14 protein-coding genes and 1 tRNA gene are annotated in these 14964 nt (G+C 38.8%); 11 read left to right on the top strand and 4 right to left on the bottom strand.

Translation table 11 applies throughout. The annotated features are described in order from the left end of the window. Positions 1-104 precede the first annotated feature (104 nt). The 3 genes from dnaA (at position 105) to KF872_03485 (ending at position 3015) form a co-directional block, all read left to right on the top strand. Positions 105-1541: a chromosomal replication initiator protein DnaA gene (gene dnaA, locus KF872_03495; protein ID MBX2902597.1), complete on the top strand. Its 1437-nt coding sequence runs from the start codon at positions 105-107 to the stop codon at positions 1539-1541. A 75-nt stretch (positions 1542-1616) separates the two neighbouring features. Continuing rightward, positions 1617-2003 (top strand): hypothetical protein, encoded by a 387-nt coding sequence (locus tag KF872_03490; protein ID MBX2902596.1) that lies wholly within the window; start codon positions 1617-1619, stop codon positions 2001-2003. Positions 2004-2061: 58 nt separating this feature from the next. Continuing rightward, positions 2062-3015, top strand: coding sequence for an isopenicillin N synthase family oxygenase (locus tag KF872_03485; protein ID MBX2902595.1), 954 nt, complete (start codon positions 2062-2064; stop codon positions 3013-3015). Position 3016: 1 nt separating this feature from the next. Here the strand turns inward: KF872_03485 and KF872_03480 are convergent, their stop codons facing one another. Continuing rightward, positions 3017-3400 (bottom strand): YkgJ family cysteine cluster protein, encoded by a 384-nt coding sequence (locus tag KF872_03480; GenBank protein MBX2902594.1) that lies wholly within the window; start codon positions 3398-3400, stop codon positions 3017-3019. Between the two features lie 186 nt (positions 3401-3586). Here KF872_03480 and accC point away from each other — a divergent pair, with 186 nt between their 5' ends. Next, on the top strand, positions 3587-5068 hold the full coding sequence (gene accC / locus KF872_03475) for an acetyl-CoA carboxylase biotin carboxylase subunit (protein ID MBX2902593.1): 1482 nt from the start codon (positions 3587-3589) through the stop codon (positions 5066-5068). Positions 5069-5104: 36 nt separating this feature from the next. Here accC and KF872_03470 read toward each other — a convergent pair whose 3' ends face one another. After that, a complete protein-coding gene (locus KF872_03470; GenBank protein ID MBX2902592.1) occupies positions 5105-5617 on the bottom strand; it encodes a hypothetical protein in 513 nt (170 codons plus the stop codon). A 130-nt stretch (positions 5618-5747) separates the two neighbouring features. On the opposite strand from KF872_03470, the gene KF872_03465 reads away from it, so the two are divergent. The 4 genes from KF872_03465 to KF872_03450 all read left to right on the top strand — a co-directional run bounded on the left by KF872_03465 (position 5748) and on the right by KF872_03450 (position 11150). Continuing rightward, positions 5748-6518, top strand: coding sequence for a sterol desaturase family protein (locus tag KF872_03465; protein MBX2902591.1), 771 nt, complete (start codon positions 5748-5750; stop codon positions 6516-6518). 146 nt (positions 6519-6664) lie between these two features. Continuing rightward, positions 6665-9820 carry a CocE/NonD family hydrolase gene (locus tag KF872_03460; GenBank protein ID MBX2902590.1) on the top strand — a complete coding sequence of 1052 codons (3156 nt, stop codon included), beginning with the start codon at positions 6665-6667 and terminating at the stop codon, positions 9818-9820. Between the two features lie 148 nt (positions 9821-9968). Beyond that, positions 9969-10568 carry a GTP cyclohydrolase I FolE gene (gene folE / locus KF872_03455; GenBank protein ID MBX2902589.1) on the top strand — a complete coding sequence of 200 codons (600 nt, stop codon included), beginning with the start codon at positions 9969-9971 and terminating at the stop codon, positions 10566-10568. 138 nt (positions 10569-10706) lie between these two features. Continuing rightward, positions 10707-11150: an Hsp20/alpha crystallin family protein gene (locus KF872_03450; protein ID MBX2902588.1), complete on the top strand. Its 444-nt coding sequence runs from the start codon at positions 10707-10709 to the stop codon at positions 11148-11150. 93 nt (positions 11151-11243) lie between these two features. On the opposite strand, the gene KF872_03445 is transcribed toward KF872_03450, so the two are convergent. After that, a tRNA-Asp gene (locus KF872_03445) sits at positions 11244-11317 on the bottom strand. Between the two features lie 129 nt (positions 11318-11446). Between KF872_03445 and KF872_03440 the strand changes: the two genes are divergently transcribed. From KF872_03440 to dapA, 3 genes are read left to right on the top strand one after another with little or no spacing between them, the layout of a single operon-like run. Further along, the gene (locus tag KF872_03440) at positions 11447-12424 is read left to right on the top strand and encodes an acetyl-CoA carboxylase carboxyltransferase subunit alpha (protein ID MBX2902587.1); all 978 of its coding nucleotides are present in this window, start codon (positions 11447-11449) and stop codon (positions 12422-12424) included. Beyond that, a complete protein-coding gene (locus KF872_03435; GenBank protein MBX2902586.1) occupies positions 12424-12951 on the top strand; it encodes a hypothetical protein in 528 nt (175 codons plus the stop codon). The genes KF872_03440 and KF872_03435 overlap by 1 nt, the downstream gene beginning before the upstream one ends. Continuing rightward, a complete protein-coding gene (gene dapA / locus KF872_03430) occupies positions 12951-13829 on the top strand; it encodes a 4-hydroxy-tetrahydrodipicolinate synthase (GenBank protein ID MBX2902585.1) in 879 nt (292 codons plus the stop codon). The genes KF872_03435 and dapA overlap by 1 nt, the downstream gene beginning before the upstream one ends. On the opposite strand, the gene KF872_03425 is transcribed toward dapA, so the two are convergent. Next, the gene (locus KF872_03425) at positions 13830-14948 is read right to left on the bottom strand and encodes a carboxypeptidase-like regulatory domain-containing protein (GenBank protein ID MBX2902584.1); all 1119 of its coding nucleotides are present in this window, start codon (positions 14946-14948) and stop codon (positions 13830-13832) included. Positions 14949-14964 lie beyond the last annotated feature (16 nt).

Below are 14964 nucleotides of genomic sequence, written 5' to 3'. Positions count from 1 at the left end.
CAAGTGGAAAAAAATTTTTTTTTCACACCGTAATGTACATTTTCACACCCTCAACTGCTAATTGTTCAAAATTCAATTCATCTAACATAAAAACGGACTCAAACATGGTAAAGGAAAAATCGGCCGCATCTGTATGGAGTGCTTGCTTAGAAATTATCAGAGACAATGTAAGTGCTCAAAGTTTCAAAACATGGTTTGAACCAATTAAACCTGTTGAATTAAAAGCGGCTGTGTTAACCATCCAAGTGCCTTCGCAATTTTTTTACGAATGGCTCGAAGAACATTATGTTTCGCTATTACGCAAAACCATTAAACGCGAATTAGGAAACGAAGCCCGCTTAGAATACCGCATCGTGGTAGAACACAATGGCTCTACTCCCAGCACCGTAGATTATCCTAATTTCAATTCAGGCAACGCCTCTAATCCCGAAACAAGTTTTCCATTAACGCTACAAGGAAGCAACATTAAAAACCCGTTTGTAATTCCGGGTTTAAAGAAAATAAATATAGACCCTCAATTAAACGCCAATTACAACTTCGATAATTTTGTAGAAGGCGATTGCAACCGCTTAGCACGCAGTGCCGGCTATGCCGTTTCGCAAAAGCCCGGTGGCACCGCTTTTAACCCATTGGTAATTTACGGTAGCGTTGGTTTAGGTAAAACACACTTGGCACAAGCAATTGGCAACGAAGTAAAACAACTATTCCCCAATAAAACCGTGCTATATGTTTCCAGCGAAAAATTCACCAACCAGTTTTTCGATGCTGTAAAGAATAATTCGGTAAACGATTTTATACACTTCTATCAGCTTATAGATGTATTGCTGGTGGACGATATTCAGTTCTTCAGCAACAAAGAAAAAACACAAGATATTTTCTTCCATATATTTAATCACCTTCACCAAAATGGCAAGCAATTGGTACTCACTACCGATCGCTCTCCACGCGATTTAGAAGGAATAGAAGAAAGATTACTTTCTCGCTTTAAATGGGGATTAAGTGCCGATTTGCAAGTGCCGGATTTTGAAACCCGCATTGGAATTTTAGAAAAGAAAATGTATGCCGATGGCATTGAACTGCCGCGCGAAGTAGTAGAGTTTGTAGCATACAACATCAATACAAACGTGCGCGAATTAGAAGCTGCCTTAATTTCATTACTAGCACAAGCATCGCTCAATAAAAAAGATGTGGATGTGGAGTTAGCTAAAAAGATAATTAAGAACTTTGTAAAAACAATGAGTCGCGAAGTAAGTATAGACTACATTCAAAAAACAGTTTGCGAATACTTTAATGTACCCGTAGAAACTTTAAAAGAAAAAACCCGCAAGCGCATGGTAGTGCAAGCACGCCAACTCTCTATGTTCCTTGCTAAAAACTATACTAAAAACTCATTAAAAGTAATTGGGAAACATTTTGGCGGGCGCGACCACTCAACCGTAATCCACTCTTGCCAAGCGGTACAAAACTTAATTGATACCGACCAAGAATTTAGAGAAAGCGTGAGCGATATACAAAAGAAAATACAAATGAGTATATCGTAATTTATAGTTCCCTTATTGGGAATGAAACAACCGCTTCATTTTTTCGTATTGCACCATAAGCAGTAAATGGAAAACATGAAGCGGTTTTTATTTTTATCGGTTGTAGGCTGTTTGCTTTTTTCTTCTTGTAAAAAGAACGAAACACCTTACGAAATCTACTTCTTTACTTCTAATAAAAGCTTACCTACATTGTTTGCTACCGAAAACAATCAGTTTATTGCACCTGTGCAGTTGCGCAAAACAAGAGATTATGTAACCGATACTTCTACCAACAAACTACTTACCTACGATAAAGAAGTACGCATAAATGCAGTAGATAAAAACGGACAAGTAATTGCCACCACCAAACTTACATTAAAAGACGATGGCAGTTTTGTTTCTACCGGAGGCGGCTACCTTCATTACGAGATAAAAATTGTAAAAGACCGCATACTGGTAATAGACTACCTACGGCAATTGTAATTCTATATTCATAAAGAATTATTTTCTTCGCTTATAGATTCCAAATAAATTGAAAACTATGAGCAATCATTCTATTCCTGTTGTAGATTTAAATAAATATGTAAATGGCAGCGATGCCGATAAAAAAAGTTTTATTGAAGAACTTGGCAAAGCATTTGAAGAAGTAGGCTTTGTAAGTGTGAAAAATCATGGCGTTCCGGCTGCGCTCATAGAGGAGTATTACGATTTGGTAAAGCAATTTTTTGAACTGCCCACAGCCACCAAAAAAGGTTATGAAAAACCGGAACTTGCAGGGCAGCGCGGCTATACTTCTTTTGGCAAAGAAACTGCCAAAGGATATGATGCGCCAGATTTAAAAGAGTTTTGGCAATTAGGGCAAACCGTTGAAGGCAACGATCCCGTAAGCGAAATTTACCCAAACAATATTACGGTAAACGAAATTCCGGCATTTACTCAAAAAGGAGTAGAACTATACAAAGCATTCGAAAAAAGCGGAAGCGCTTTATTGCAAGCCATAGCCGTGCATTTAAATCTTCCCGAAAAATATTTCGCATCGCATATTCACAATGGCAATTCTATTTTGCGTGCCATTCACTACCCTCCTATTACGCAAGAACCCAAAAGCGCCATTCGTGCAGAGCAGCACGAAGATATTAACCTCATTACACTTTTAGTAGGAGCCTCTGCCGAAGGTTTACAATTGCTAAACAAGCAAAACGAATGGCTCGACATTACAGCTCCCGAGGGCTGCATAGTAGTAAACGTGGGCGATATGCTCCAGCGCCTCACCAATAACCGCTTAAAATCTACCACACACAGAGTGGTAAATCCACCAAAAGAAAAATGGCATACATCGCGCTATTCCATTCCTTTCTTTTTGCATCCGCGCAGCGAGATGCGCTTAGATGCTTTAGCTTCCTGCATAAGCAGTACAAATCCATTGGCATACGAGCCAATTTCTGCAGGCGAATACTTAGATGAACGGCTAAGAGAAATTGGTTTGAAAAAATAACCTACTTTATAGAAGCCTCCAATGCTTCCAACACTTTTACTACTGCGGGGCAGTAATCAATATTTTGAACCGTAGTGCGCGGATATGCAAAGAAATCGCCAGAATCGGTGTATGGATATTTTCTACAATCGCCCGGGCGAACTTCATAAATAGTACAATAATTATGTGCGCCTAAAAATGGGCAAGGATGCTGCCGCACCACATAATCGCCATCTTCATCTAAGTGCAAATATGTAGCTATAAACACCGATTCTTTTAAGCCTAGAAATTTTGCAATTCGCTTTACATCAGGCGTTTTAAAACGTGGCGAAATATGCTTACAGCAACCCGCACATTGCAAACAGTCTATTTCCTTAAAAGCAGCATCGTGCAGCGGTGGCAGCATTTTTTCTACACCTTTTTTACGTGCAGCTCTCTTAAACGAATCTGCCAATTGTTTCTTCTTTTCTTTTCCCCGCTTTAAAATTTGCTCGTACACGCTGCAATGCTTTTAAATAAAACCCGAATAAAACAACAAACCTAAACATACACGCCTAATAATTTTTTATTGTTGCAGTACAAATAACTGTAAGTGAAAAAAATTCTAATTGCCAACCGTGGCGAAATTGCACTCAGGGTAATGCGCACGGCAAAAGAAATGGGTATTAAAACCGTAGCTGTTTATTCCGCAGCCGATAGGCTTTCGCCTCATGTGCGCATGGCAGACGAAGCTGTATTTATTGGTGCAGCACCGTCTAAGGAATCTTATCTGGTTGGCGAAAAAATTATTGAAGCAGCCAAAGCAACCGGAGCAGAAGGCATTCACCCCGGCTATGGCTTTTTAAGTGAAAATGCGGCATTTGCCCAAGCAGTAGAAGCAGCAGGTTTAATTTTTATAGGCCCTTCGCCCGAAGCCATAGAAATTATGGGAAGCAAATTAGCCGCAAAAGAGGCTGCAAAAAAGTTTGATATTCCAATGGTGCCCGGCAGCGAAGGTGCTATTAGCGATATTCAAGCCGCTAAAGTACTGTGCGAAAAAATCGGTTATCCGGTTTTAATAAAAGCAAGTGCCGGTGGTGGTGGAAAAGGAATGCGCGTAGTAAGTAGCGCCACCGAGTTTGAAGAACAAATGCAACGTGCCCAAAGCGAAGCATTAAGCGCCTTTGGCGATGGTAGCGTGTTTATTGAAAAATATGTTGGCGCACCCAAACATATAGAAGTTCAGGTATTGGCCGATGCGTACGGCAATACTGTGCACCTTTTTGAAAGAGAATGCTCTGTTCAACGCAGACACCAAAAAGTAGTGGAAGAAGCGCCCAGTTCTTGCCTCACGCCCGAAAAGAGAATGGCTATTGGCGAAGCAGCCGTAAAGGTTGCTCGCTCTTGCAACTACCGCGGAGCCGGCACCGTTGAATTTCTGGTAGATGAACAACTCAATTTCTATTTTTTAGAAATGAATACGCGCTTGCAAGTGGAGCATCCTGTTACCGAAATGATAACAGGAATAGATTTAGTACGGCAACAAATAAATGTAGCACGTGGCGAAAAATTGGCATTTACACAAAGCGATATAAAACTAAACGGCCATGCCGTGGAACTGCGCGTATATGCCGAAGATCCACAAAATAATTTTCTACCGGATATTGGCACACTTGCAGAATACAAAAAGCCCGAAGGCGCGGGCATACGCGTAGATGACGGCTATGAAAAAGGTATGACCATTCCAATTTATTATGATCCCATGCTTGCAAAATTGATTGCTTACTCAGATACTAGAGAAAACGCTATTTGTAAGTTAGTGCGCGCTATTGATGAGTATAAAATTACAGGTGTAAAAAACACTTTGGCTTTTGGGAAATTTGTAGTACAGCACCCTAATTTTTTATCGGGCAATTTTGATACTAATTTTGTTGCCAAACACTTTAAACCCGAACTGCTTATAGAGCAACCTGAAGATGAATTGTTTATTGCAGCTATTGCTGCCCAAAAGTTTGCAGCATCGCTGCTAGTTAAGAAAGCCCCACAAGCCACCTCCGCCACAAGCGGCTCTAAATGGAAAGAGAGAGCTAAATAACTCTCTCTTTCTCTTAATTTATTCTTAGTACAATCCTTAGAAATCTTTTACAGAGGTATTCTTTTTGTATGCCTCTGCATCTTGCCAGCTACTTTCAATTATCAATTCAAAACGCAAAAATTCATATTGCTTTAAAGTAAAAGTAACATCGCGCACCAACCATTGGTACATGGTTACGCCATCCAATGTTCTTTCGTTTACCGGCTCACCAAATTTATATTTCAAAATAAATTTCATTTGCTCAAAATCTTCTTTAGGGCCTTCGCTATACACTTTCACAAAACGATTTTCATCATTAAAAATATAGATGAGTTTGTTTAAGCGCACATTGCCAATATTCATAGCATCGCCTTTTAAAACAAAGGCATTTTTCAAATTCATGGTACGCTCTTTAATGAATTCTAATTTTTGTCCATCACGGAAGATGGAATCTAATTTTGCACCCCAGTAAATATTCCTAAAATCGGTAACAGAGGCACCATCGGCAGATTGGGAAAAGCCTTGCAGGCTAAAAAAACCAACAAGTAAAATGAAAATGACTTTTTTCATGAGTGTATTAAATTGTTTGTTTAATGTGAAAACCAAAAATGAAAGGTTTAATTCCCCTTTGCAAGTTTCTTATTGCCAACTTGTGGATAAGTATGTAGCCATTTTTAGATTTGCAAGGTAATTACAATTCATGCTAAAAAATTTATTGGAACATTGGGCTTTTATATTTCCTATTACCACACTTCGGTATGTTGTTTTTTCCGGTATAGCTTTTGTGTTTTTCTACTTATGGAAAAAACAGCCCTTTTCACATAAAAAGATTCAGCAAAAATTTGTTGCTAATACAGAGATAAAAAGAGAAATAGGATATTCGCTGCTCACCCTGTTTATTTTTTCGCTGGTAGGAACATTTCTATTTTACTTAACCGAAAAAGGCCACACCAAAATATACCGCAATTTCAGCGATTACTCGGTTTGGTATTTTTTGTTTTCCTGTGTATGTATGATTATAGTACACGACACCTATTTTTATTGGGCACACCGTTTTATGCATTGGAAAAAGATTTATCGCTTTGTACATCGCATTCACCATATTAGCACCAACCCCACACCTTGGGCCGCTTTTGCTTTTCATCCATTGGAAGCAGTAGTAGAAGTTGCTATATTGCCCATTATGGCTATCTCCATTCCGCTTCATCCCGCTGCAATTATTGTTTGGTTGCTTTTTATGACCTTAGAGAATGTGATGGGGCATTGCGGATTTGAAATTTTCTCATCTGGTTTCACCCAAAATAGAATAACAGGAATTTCAAACACTTCGGTACACCATAATATGCACCACCGTTTTGTAAACTGCAATTATGGCTTGTATTTCAACTTTTGGGATAAAATTATGAAAACCAACCATCCTAAATATCACGAAACGTTTGAGCAAGTAGCCTCACAACGCAAAATAGCGTAGCTTTACCTCGTTTCATTTTCTATTATTTCCAAGAAATCACTAAACTTTTTTTCCCAAAAAGAAAATTCATATACAAAATTTACAACTTTATATTTATTATCGTGTTTCATTAAAAAAAACGGAATAACACAGCACCAAACGAAAGTATGAAACAACTCTTCTCTGTAACAGCAGCATTATTATTATCGTCCGCAGCTGCTTTTTCCCAAACAAAAGCATGGGAAAACAACGGACAGTTAGATGCCTTTGAAGAATTCACCACCAAGTACACCCTGCCAATGCAGTTGCCCGATGGCGTGCGATTGTACACAGATATGTACCTTCCGCGTTTACGCGACTCTTTAGTGCAACCTTTCAATATTGAAACCACTATTCCTTTTGTGGGTTTGGTGAAGGCAAAAGGCACACCTACTTTTATTGAAAAGGGTGAACAAATTATTTTCTACGATTCTATAAACGGGCAACCCAATCCCAACCCATACCAATTACCAACCATCTTCACTAGAACACCTTACGATAAAGGTGAACAAGACGAAACCGATGTGGTAGGTTCTATTTTAGCAATTTTAGGCTACAACTATTGCTTACAAGATATGCGCGGGCGCTACCAGAGCGAGGGTGTTTATTTTCCAATGTATTCCGATAGCTGGAATAAAAATGCGTATCACCCGAATTGGGCGCACGTATTGGATTACACACCATTCACCGACCCGAAAAACAGTAACAAACACGAAGACGGATACGAGAGTATCAAAATTATTGCCAGAATGGACTCTGCATACTTTGCTAGCTTAGGTTTCCACGATTTGGCAAAAAAATTGTACGATGGTTATCCACACACCAATACAAAAGTAAACAACGGAAGCATCGGTATGTTTGGGGCTTCGGCACTAGGTAACACCCAATTGCAACTAGCATTGGCACACAGAATTACCGATTCCATTCCTGAGTTAAAATGCTTAATGCCAATTGTGGCAACTACAGAACACTATGTTTCTACCGGATACAACAACGGTGTTTTTAGAGATAGAATCGTTACCGGATGGTTAAAAGGTCAGATATTTACTGGAACGGATGACGATGCAATTCCTACCGATTTAGATCGCCAGAATAATATCCACTCTTCTGCCGATTACGATTTGCCTAAACAATTTGAAGTAAACGGAATTAACCTTCAATATAACCAAAACAAGTTTGATGCAGCCAATCTTTGCATTGACCACTTTACATCTAAAAGATATTTGCGTTATCCAACCAGCGATTTAGATTTTGCAGGTTTTTATCCTGCCAGCGTAGGCAGAGCAGATATGGATGCCAGTGTAGCATGGGTAAACGAAGATGGCGAATCTGTGCAAAAATTAGGCAACGGTGTAGAAGTGCCGCTTCCTAATTTAAAGTACAGCAGATATGGTAACCTTAGAACTTCTGTAATGCACATTACAGGTTGGTGGGATATTTTTACCGAAGGGCAAATAAACACGCACAACTATGCCGTAAAAGCATTAAAAGAAGCAGGCCAAGACCACTATGCAAAAATGCAAAAAACCATTATTGGACCTTGGGCACACCAAACCGTAGGCAGCCGTGTTTCGGGCGATAGAAGAATTGACCCTATAACAGGGCGCGATTCTCGCTATCCGGAAAACGTATCGGAAATTACAAAAGTAGATTTGAGCGATGTAGAACTTACAAATGTGCCTTTAGACCAAATTATTCAATCCGATATTATTACTTGGTTCCGTTACAACCTTAACTATAATGGAAACGATACTTTAGGTGAACCCAAATTTATTATCAGAGCAGGAAAGCGTTGGCAAAAATTAGATTCCCTTTATATTTTCAATAAGTGGGATACCATAAGAGAAGTAAGAATGCCTGCCAACGATGTGATTATTCCTTTCGGGCAAATGATTAATTTCTTAGCAGGCACAGACAGCTTAAATGGCATTACCGTTGAAATTAAAACAGAAAATGGTATTATTTCTGTTCCAATGCCGCCAATTAAGCCTACCGGAGCTTTGCTTCCTGCCTTGGCAAACAATAAAGTAAAAGGAATTGCAAAAACTAATTTCTTAGACAGCATTGCTGCTTATAGATTATACCTTGCCGGACCCGATTACCAAGCCGATGCCGAAAAAGGATTTAACAATACAGGCGTAGGAAACTACTGGTTAAACCTAGAGGAATTCCCTCCAAAAACCGGAGTTGAATGGAAAAAAATGTATTTGCACCAAAATGGCAGTATAGACAATAGCGCACCAACAACCAATGAAGGTTTTAGAACTTACATCCACGATCCAGACGATCCGATTTTAACTTGTGGCGGAAACAACATGATTGTTCGCGCTCCAGATGGCACCAGAAACTCCCAAAGCCAAATAGATGCGTCTTCACCCGAAAATGCTGAATATACCATGAACAGAGAAGGCGTAATTTCTTTCTCAACAGAGCCACTAACCGATACATTCTCTATCTTGGGATTTCCAGTATGTACATTGTATGCTAAAACAAATCCGGGAGGTGTGTTAAATGGTCCTACCGATACAGATTGGTTTGTTCGCTTATTCGATGAGTTTCCTGATGGTCGTGTAATGTTTGTACAAGAAGGTTGCGTAAATGCCCGTGCAAGAGATTGGGCACGCTCATTAGTAGATAAAATGACTATTGACCCTTCTCACCCATCCTACTTCAACGGTATAGAAGATTCTGCCGATAGATATATTCCTTACACCAATATCAACATTGGTGATGTAATTGAATACGTATTCAAATTCCAACCAATTGGTTATACTTTTGGTAAAGGACACAAACTAAGAGTACTTATCAGCAGTTCCAACTACACCCGCTACCAAGTAAATCCAAACTTACCAATGAACGATGGCGAATTTTTCCGCAGAAAACCGGGCGATGGTCAAATATATCGTTACAATGGAGTAGATATGACTGCAAGAGTTGCCGTACAAAGAATTGCATTCTCGCCAAGCAACGCCACCAGTTTAGTATTTCCGGTTTGGAATTCTAAAAATTATGTTGGTGTAAAAGAAGTTGAAAATAAAGTGGCTGCATTCGATGTAAATGTATTCCCAAATCCTGCTTCAGATTTTGTTCAGCTATTTGTAAATAAATTCGGCTCTTACCAAGTTCAAATTACAGATGTAGCAGGAAAAGCCATACAAAATATTGATTTTGACGATAACACCATTATAGATTTAAGCAAGTTTACTGCCGGTATCTATTTTGCAAAAGTTATTGACAGCAAAAATCCGGCTAATGCAGTAGTTAAGAAATTTACTGTACGATAATTATTATCATAAACTAAACCCAAAGCCACCGTGTTTTTATACGGTGGCTTTTTTATTGCCAAAGCACATAAGAATTTTAAGTGCAACAACAGTAAATACATTAGAATTTTGAAACAAATTTTAATATTGTACACCAAGCACATTGCCCATGAATAATTATACCAAGCAAGAAATTTACAATACTGCATCTATTGAAAAAGCAACCAAGTTATATACAGAACTACTCTCTACTGTTGGAGAAGATGTTACACGCGAAGGTTTGGAAAGAACACCAATGCGCGCAGCTAAGGCAATCCACTATCTTACACAAGGCTACCAAATGGATGCGCACGCACTGCTTGCCGGAGCTTTGTTTAATGAAGGCCACAGCGAAATTGTAATCATAAAAGATATTGAACTCTATTCGCTTTGCGAACACCACCTGCTACCTTTTTATGGCAAAGCTCATATTGGTTATATTCCCAATGGAAAAATTGCAGGGCTTAGCAAATTTGCACGCGTAGTAGATGTTTTTGCCCGCAGATTACAAGTACAAGAAAGGCTCACCATTCAAATTAGAGATTGTGTAAACGAAGTGCTAAACCCACAAGGAGTTGCCGTTGTAATTGAAGCCAAGCACCTTTGTATGATGATGCGCGGAGTTCAAAAGCAAAACTCCGTAACTACCACTTCTGCCTACACCGGAGTATTCGAGAACCATGTTACCCGAAATGAGTTTTTTAAATTACTGCAAACAAAACTCAGCTAATAATTCAGTTTATGCATCTAGCTCCCTGAAATTTTGTCGCTCCAAAACAACGAAGATGCGACATTATTTCCGACAATATTGTCTGGCATTGCTATTGATAGTTGAAGAATAAATTATTCATCAAAAAATTCAATAACAATGAAAACATTTAATGTAAAACCTTGGAGCAACACCACTCCACACTTTTCAAACTTAATTGAAAACATTTTTAGCAACGATTTGCCTACCATGTTCAACAATGAATGGTATAGAACATCACCTTTGGTAAACATTAAGGAAACCTCCAAAGATTACACTATAGAAATGGCAATTCCGGGTTTTAGCAAAGAAAGTTTCACTTTAAAAGTAGAAGAAAACACACTTACAATTAGTGCAACCACACAAGAAGAAAAGCAAACGGAAGGCGAAAAATACACCCGTAAAGAATTTCAATACCAAGCCTTTACTAGGAATTTTGCATTGCCTAAAAAAATTGATGCCACTCAAATTACAGCTGCTTACGAAAATGGAATTTTAATAGTAACACTTCCTAAGCCTGAAGACGAAAAGCCAAAAGGTGCCGTTGAAATTTCAATTGCATAAACCAACTTGTGCATATACTATAATTAAGCCCCACCCCATTCATCTTCAAACAGGTATAAAATAAAAAAGGCTCTCAACATTGAGAGCCTTCTGCGGACCGGACGGGACTCGAACCCGCGACCTCTGCCGTGACAGGGCAGCATTCTAACCAACTGAACTACCGATCCTTTCCGCGAACGGGAGCGCAAATATAATAGCTTAAAAATTCAATGCAAGAGTTTCGTGAAAAATTGTTTGCGAACACTTATTTTCGCTTGCCCTTATTTTTTCAGCAATAAAAAAGCAAGCATATATACATGACCTTTTTAGATTTTGAAGCGCCCATTGCCGCATTAGTAGAAGAGCGCGAAAAGCTTAAACAAGTAGAGCAGCGCAGCGGCATAAGTATGAGCGACAAGATAAGCGAACTGGAAACCAAGATAAAAGAGAAACAAAAAGAAATTTATACCAACCTATCTGTATGGCAACGTATTCAAGTTAGCCGCCATCCGGAGCGTCCATACTCACTTTTTTATTTAGAATACATGTGCGATAACTTTGTGGAACTCTTTGGCGACCGCCATTTTAAAGACGACAAAGCAATTATTGGCGGCTTAGGTAGCTTAAACGGAGAAACAGTAATGTTTATTGGACATCAAAAAGGTATAAACACCAAAATGCGCCAATACAGAAACTTCGGAATGGCAAACCCCGAAGGCTATAGAAAGGCACTGCGATTAATGAAACTTGCTGAAAAATTCAACAAGCCAATTGTGGCACTTATTGATACTCCCGGAGCATATCCCGGAGCCGAAGCAGAACAGCGCGGACAAGGCGAAGCTATTGCACGAAACCTATTTGAAATGGTAGGCTTAAAAGTTCCTGTACTTTGCATCGTAATTGGCGAAGGTGCATCGGGTGGCGCATTGGGCATTGGCATTGGCGACCGCTTGCTTATGTTAGAAAATACATGGTATTCTGTGATATCTCCGGAATCGTGCTCTTCCATTTTATGGCGCAGTTGGGAACATAAAGAAAAAGCAGCCGAAGCATTAAAACCAATACCTCAAGACCTGTTGAAGTATAAAATTATTGACGGCATCATAAAAGAACCAATTGGTGGTGCACACAGTCAACCACAAGAAATGGCAAAAACACTCAAAAAAACCATACAAAAATATTTAGATGAGTTAAAAGGATATACAGCAGAAGAGCGCATAGAAGCACGTATAAAAAAAATCTCTGCCATGGGCGTTTACGATGTATTGCAAACAACTGAAGATATTGCAGGGTAATGAATTGGTGGTATCGGTTACGAAGGTTTTTCTTCCTTCAATCTTTTAAAGAAATTCCGCAACAAGAGCACCGCCTCTTAAACTGGAATAGTATAAATCAGGTATGTATTTTATTACCAAACACCACAGCACATACAGCAGCCGAAATACAAGAGGCAGTTAGTTCTTTAGAGAAAGAAAACATATCGGTTTCGTGCCTTATTTTTAATGAAAACGAAAAAAACAATAATCCACTTCCTTCCTTTACTTCAAAAGATGTCAATTGGCATTTTGTGCCTAAGAGTACCGCCATCGATAAGTTTACGGGGCAAAAGGCAGACATGCTTTTTGCATTCTATAAACACGAGAACCTAACCTTAGATTTTATTGTACAGCAAAGCAAAGCTACTTGCAGAATCGGTTATTTCGATGAGGCAAAAACCAATCAATTTGAATTTATGATAAAGCCTACTGCAGGCTCTAACCAAACACTTCTAAAATTGCTAACTCACAGCATTCAATATCTTCAAAAAATAGAAAATAAATAATGAAAAAATTTCAAGGTACAGGTGTGGCTTTGGTAACACCATTCAGCAAAAATGGCGCAATAGATTTTAAAGGTTTAGCCAATGTAATCGAATTAAATATTGCAAACGGAACAGAGTATTTAGTTTCGCTCGGCACTACCGGAGAATCTGTTGTATTATCAAAGGATGAAAAGAAAGAGGTACTAAAATTTACAGTTGCACAAGCAGCCGGCAGAGTGCCTGTGGTTGCAGGTTTTGGAGGCAACAATACCGCTGAAATAGTAAAAGATTTAGAAGCACAAGACTTTACCGGAATTGATGCCGTACTAAGTGTAAGTCCATACTACAATAAGCCTACACAAAACGGTATTATAGAGCACTATAAAGTAGTTGCAAAGGCATCGCCCAAACCAATCATCTTATACAACGTTCCCGGCAGAACAGGCTCGAATATGTTGGCATCTACCATCATTAAAATTGCCAACGAAGTGCCTAATGTATTAGGTATTAAAGAAGCTGCTGGCGATTTTGCACAAGCCATGCAATTGGCAAAAAATTGCCCAAAAGATTTTTTACTCATCAGCGGAGACGATAACATAACATTAGGTTTAATAGCGTATGGCTTTGATGGGGTAATTTCTGTGGTAGGCCAAGCATTTCCCAAAATTTTTAGCGAAATGGTTCGCACCTGCTTGCGTGGCGATTTTGCAGCAGCAAGAACACTACATTACAAACTAAACGACATTACCGATATGCTTTTTGCCGAAGGAAATCCAGGAGGTATAAAATATGCTTTAGAAGTATTAGGCGTTTGCGAAAGCAACTTGCGATTGCCTTTAGTACCTATTAGCAATACGCTGCAAGAACGCTTAAAAAAGGCAATTGCCGATTTAAAATAGCTACTGCAACTGCATATCCGGATCTTCCTTTAGCAGCGAAATGTCTTTAGGTTTTTCCTTTTTAATGATTTCCTCTACTTCTTTGCGGGAGTAGATTTCGCTTGGTTGTAAATGCAATTGATGCGAAAATGCTTTAACTGTGGTGGAATACACTAAACTTTCCTGCTTACCAAACAAAGTGCCTTTGGCATAAGTAGTTTGCACAGCATAATCTATTACAAACTGATTTTCTACTGGCCTAAAAGCAATCTTTACAAGCACATTTAGTGTATCCATTTTAGCCACCAGCATAAAGCGTTTAGAGCGCTCGCTTTTAATATTGAATTCAACGTATTGAATTGCTTTTTCACCTTTGGTAATAAAAGTTCTTCCTTTTACGGAAACAAAATTGTTTTTCTTAGTTGGAATACTCTTAAATGCAATCACATCTAATTCTGCACCTTCATAAGTTGTTTTTCCTAAATAAGTAAACTCAAAATCCTTTAATTTTTCTTCACGGAAAGTATTTTCAACCATTGCAATTTGCAGAATATCGGTGGGCTTCATGCTTACAGCGAATTCACCCTTTTTATCGTACATTTCATGTTTATATACTTTTGAAAAAACATTCAATTTTTTGCCTTGGTATGTTTGAATGTAAGCATCTAAATCGAAGTAAAAATAATGGCTGCGATGCCCGCTGCGTTTACTAAAATCTTTAAACATCATGCGGGTTTTAGAATAGTCGCTCGGATAATTTTCTTTTGCATTTTTTACGGCATTCTGCAGCATGGTTTTGGCATCTAATGGCGTAATTACCACTTCGCTTAGATTATACTGTGTAGGTTTTACATGTGCCGTATTCCCATTGCTTTTAAATACCCCAATTGTAGTGCGTGTATGTTCGTAACCTAAGTGCGAAAACCAAATACTGTCTTCGTCTTTCAAGCCCTCAGTTTTCACCTTAAACAAGCCTTCGTCATTAGCAAACATTCCTTCTTTAGTTGAAGGAATAAACACATTGGCATACGAAAGCGGAAAGCCAGTTTCGGCATCCACTATTTTACCTTCTAAAAAATCAACCTGTGCAGCCGCTATGGAATGAATAAGCAATGCAATAGCAGATAGTACTATTTTCAATGGATAAGATTTAGCG

Source organism: Chitinophagales bacterium (assembly GCA_019638515.1).
GTDB lineage: Bacteria > Bacteroidota > Bacteroidia > Chitinophagales > LD1 > UBA7692.
Note: the sequence above shows the minus strand (reverse complement) of the source record. Positions and strands in the feature narration are given on the sequence as shown.

Excerpts from the sequence above, each read along its gene's own strand:
- dnaA (MBX2902597.1), top strand. The coding sequence starts at position 105 with ATGGTAAAGGAAAAATCGGCCGCATCTGTATGGAGTGCTTGCTTAGAA.
- KF872_03490 (MBX2902596.1), top strand. The coding sequence starts at position 1,617 with ATGAAGCGGTTTTTATTTTTATCGGTTGTAGGCTGTTTGCTTTTTTCT.
- KF872_03485 (MBX2902595.1), top strand. The coding sequence starts at position 2,062 with ATGAGCAATCATTCTATTCCTGTTGTAGATTTAAATAAATATGTAAAT.
- KF872_03480 (MBX2902594.1), bottom strand. The coding sequence starts at position 3,400 with ATGCTGCCACCGCTGCACGATGCTGCTTTTAAGGAAATAGACTGTTTG.
- KF872_03470 (MBX2902592.1), bottom strand. The coding sequence starts at position 5,617 with ATGAAAAAAGTCATTTTCATTTTACTTGTTGGTTTTTTTAGCCTGCAA.
- KF872_03465 (MBX2902591.1), top strand. The coding sequence starts at position 5,748 with ATGCTAAAAAATTTATTGGAACATTGGGCTTTTATATTTCCTATTACC.
- KF872_03460 (MBX2902590.1), top strand. The coding sequence starts at position 6,665 with ATGAAACAACTCTTCTCTGTAACAGCAGCATTATTATTATCGTCCGCA.
- folE (MBX2902589.1), top strand. The coding sequence starts at position 9,969 with ATGAATAATTATACCAAGCAAGAAATTTACAATACTGCATCTATTGAA.
- KF872_03450 (MBX2902588.1), top strand. The coding sequence starts at position 10,707 with ATGAAAACATTTAATGTAAAACCTTGGAGCAACACCACTCCACACTTT.
- KF872_03440 (MBX2902587.1), top strand. The coding sequence starts at position 11,447 with ATGACCTTTTTAGATTTTGAAGCGCCCATTGCCGCATTAGTAGAAGAG.
- KF872_03435 (MBX2902586.1), top strand. The coding sequence starts at position 12,424 with ATGAATTGGTGGTATCGGTTACGAAGGTTTTTCTTCCTTCAATCTTTT.
- dapA (MBX2902585.1), top strand. The coding sequence starts at position 12,951 with ATGAAAAAATTTCAAGGTACAGGTGTGGCTTTGGTAACACCATTCAGC.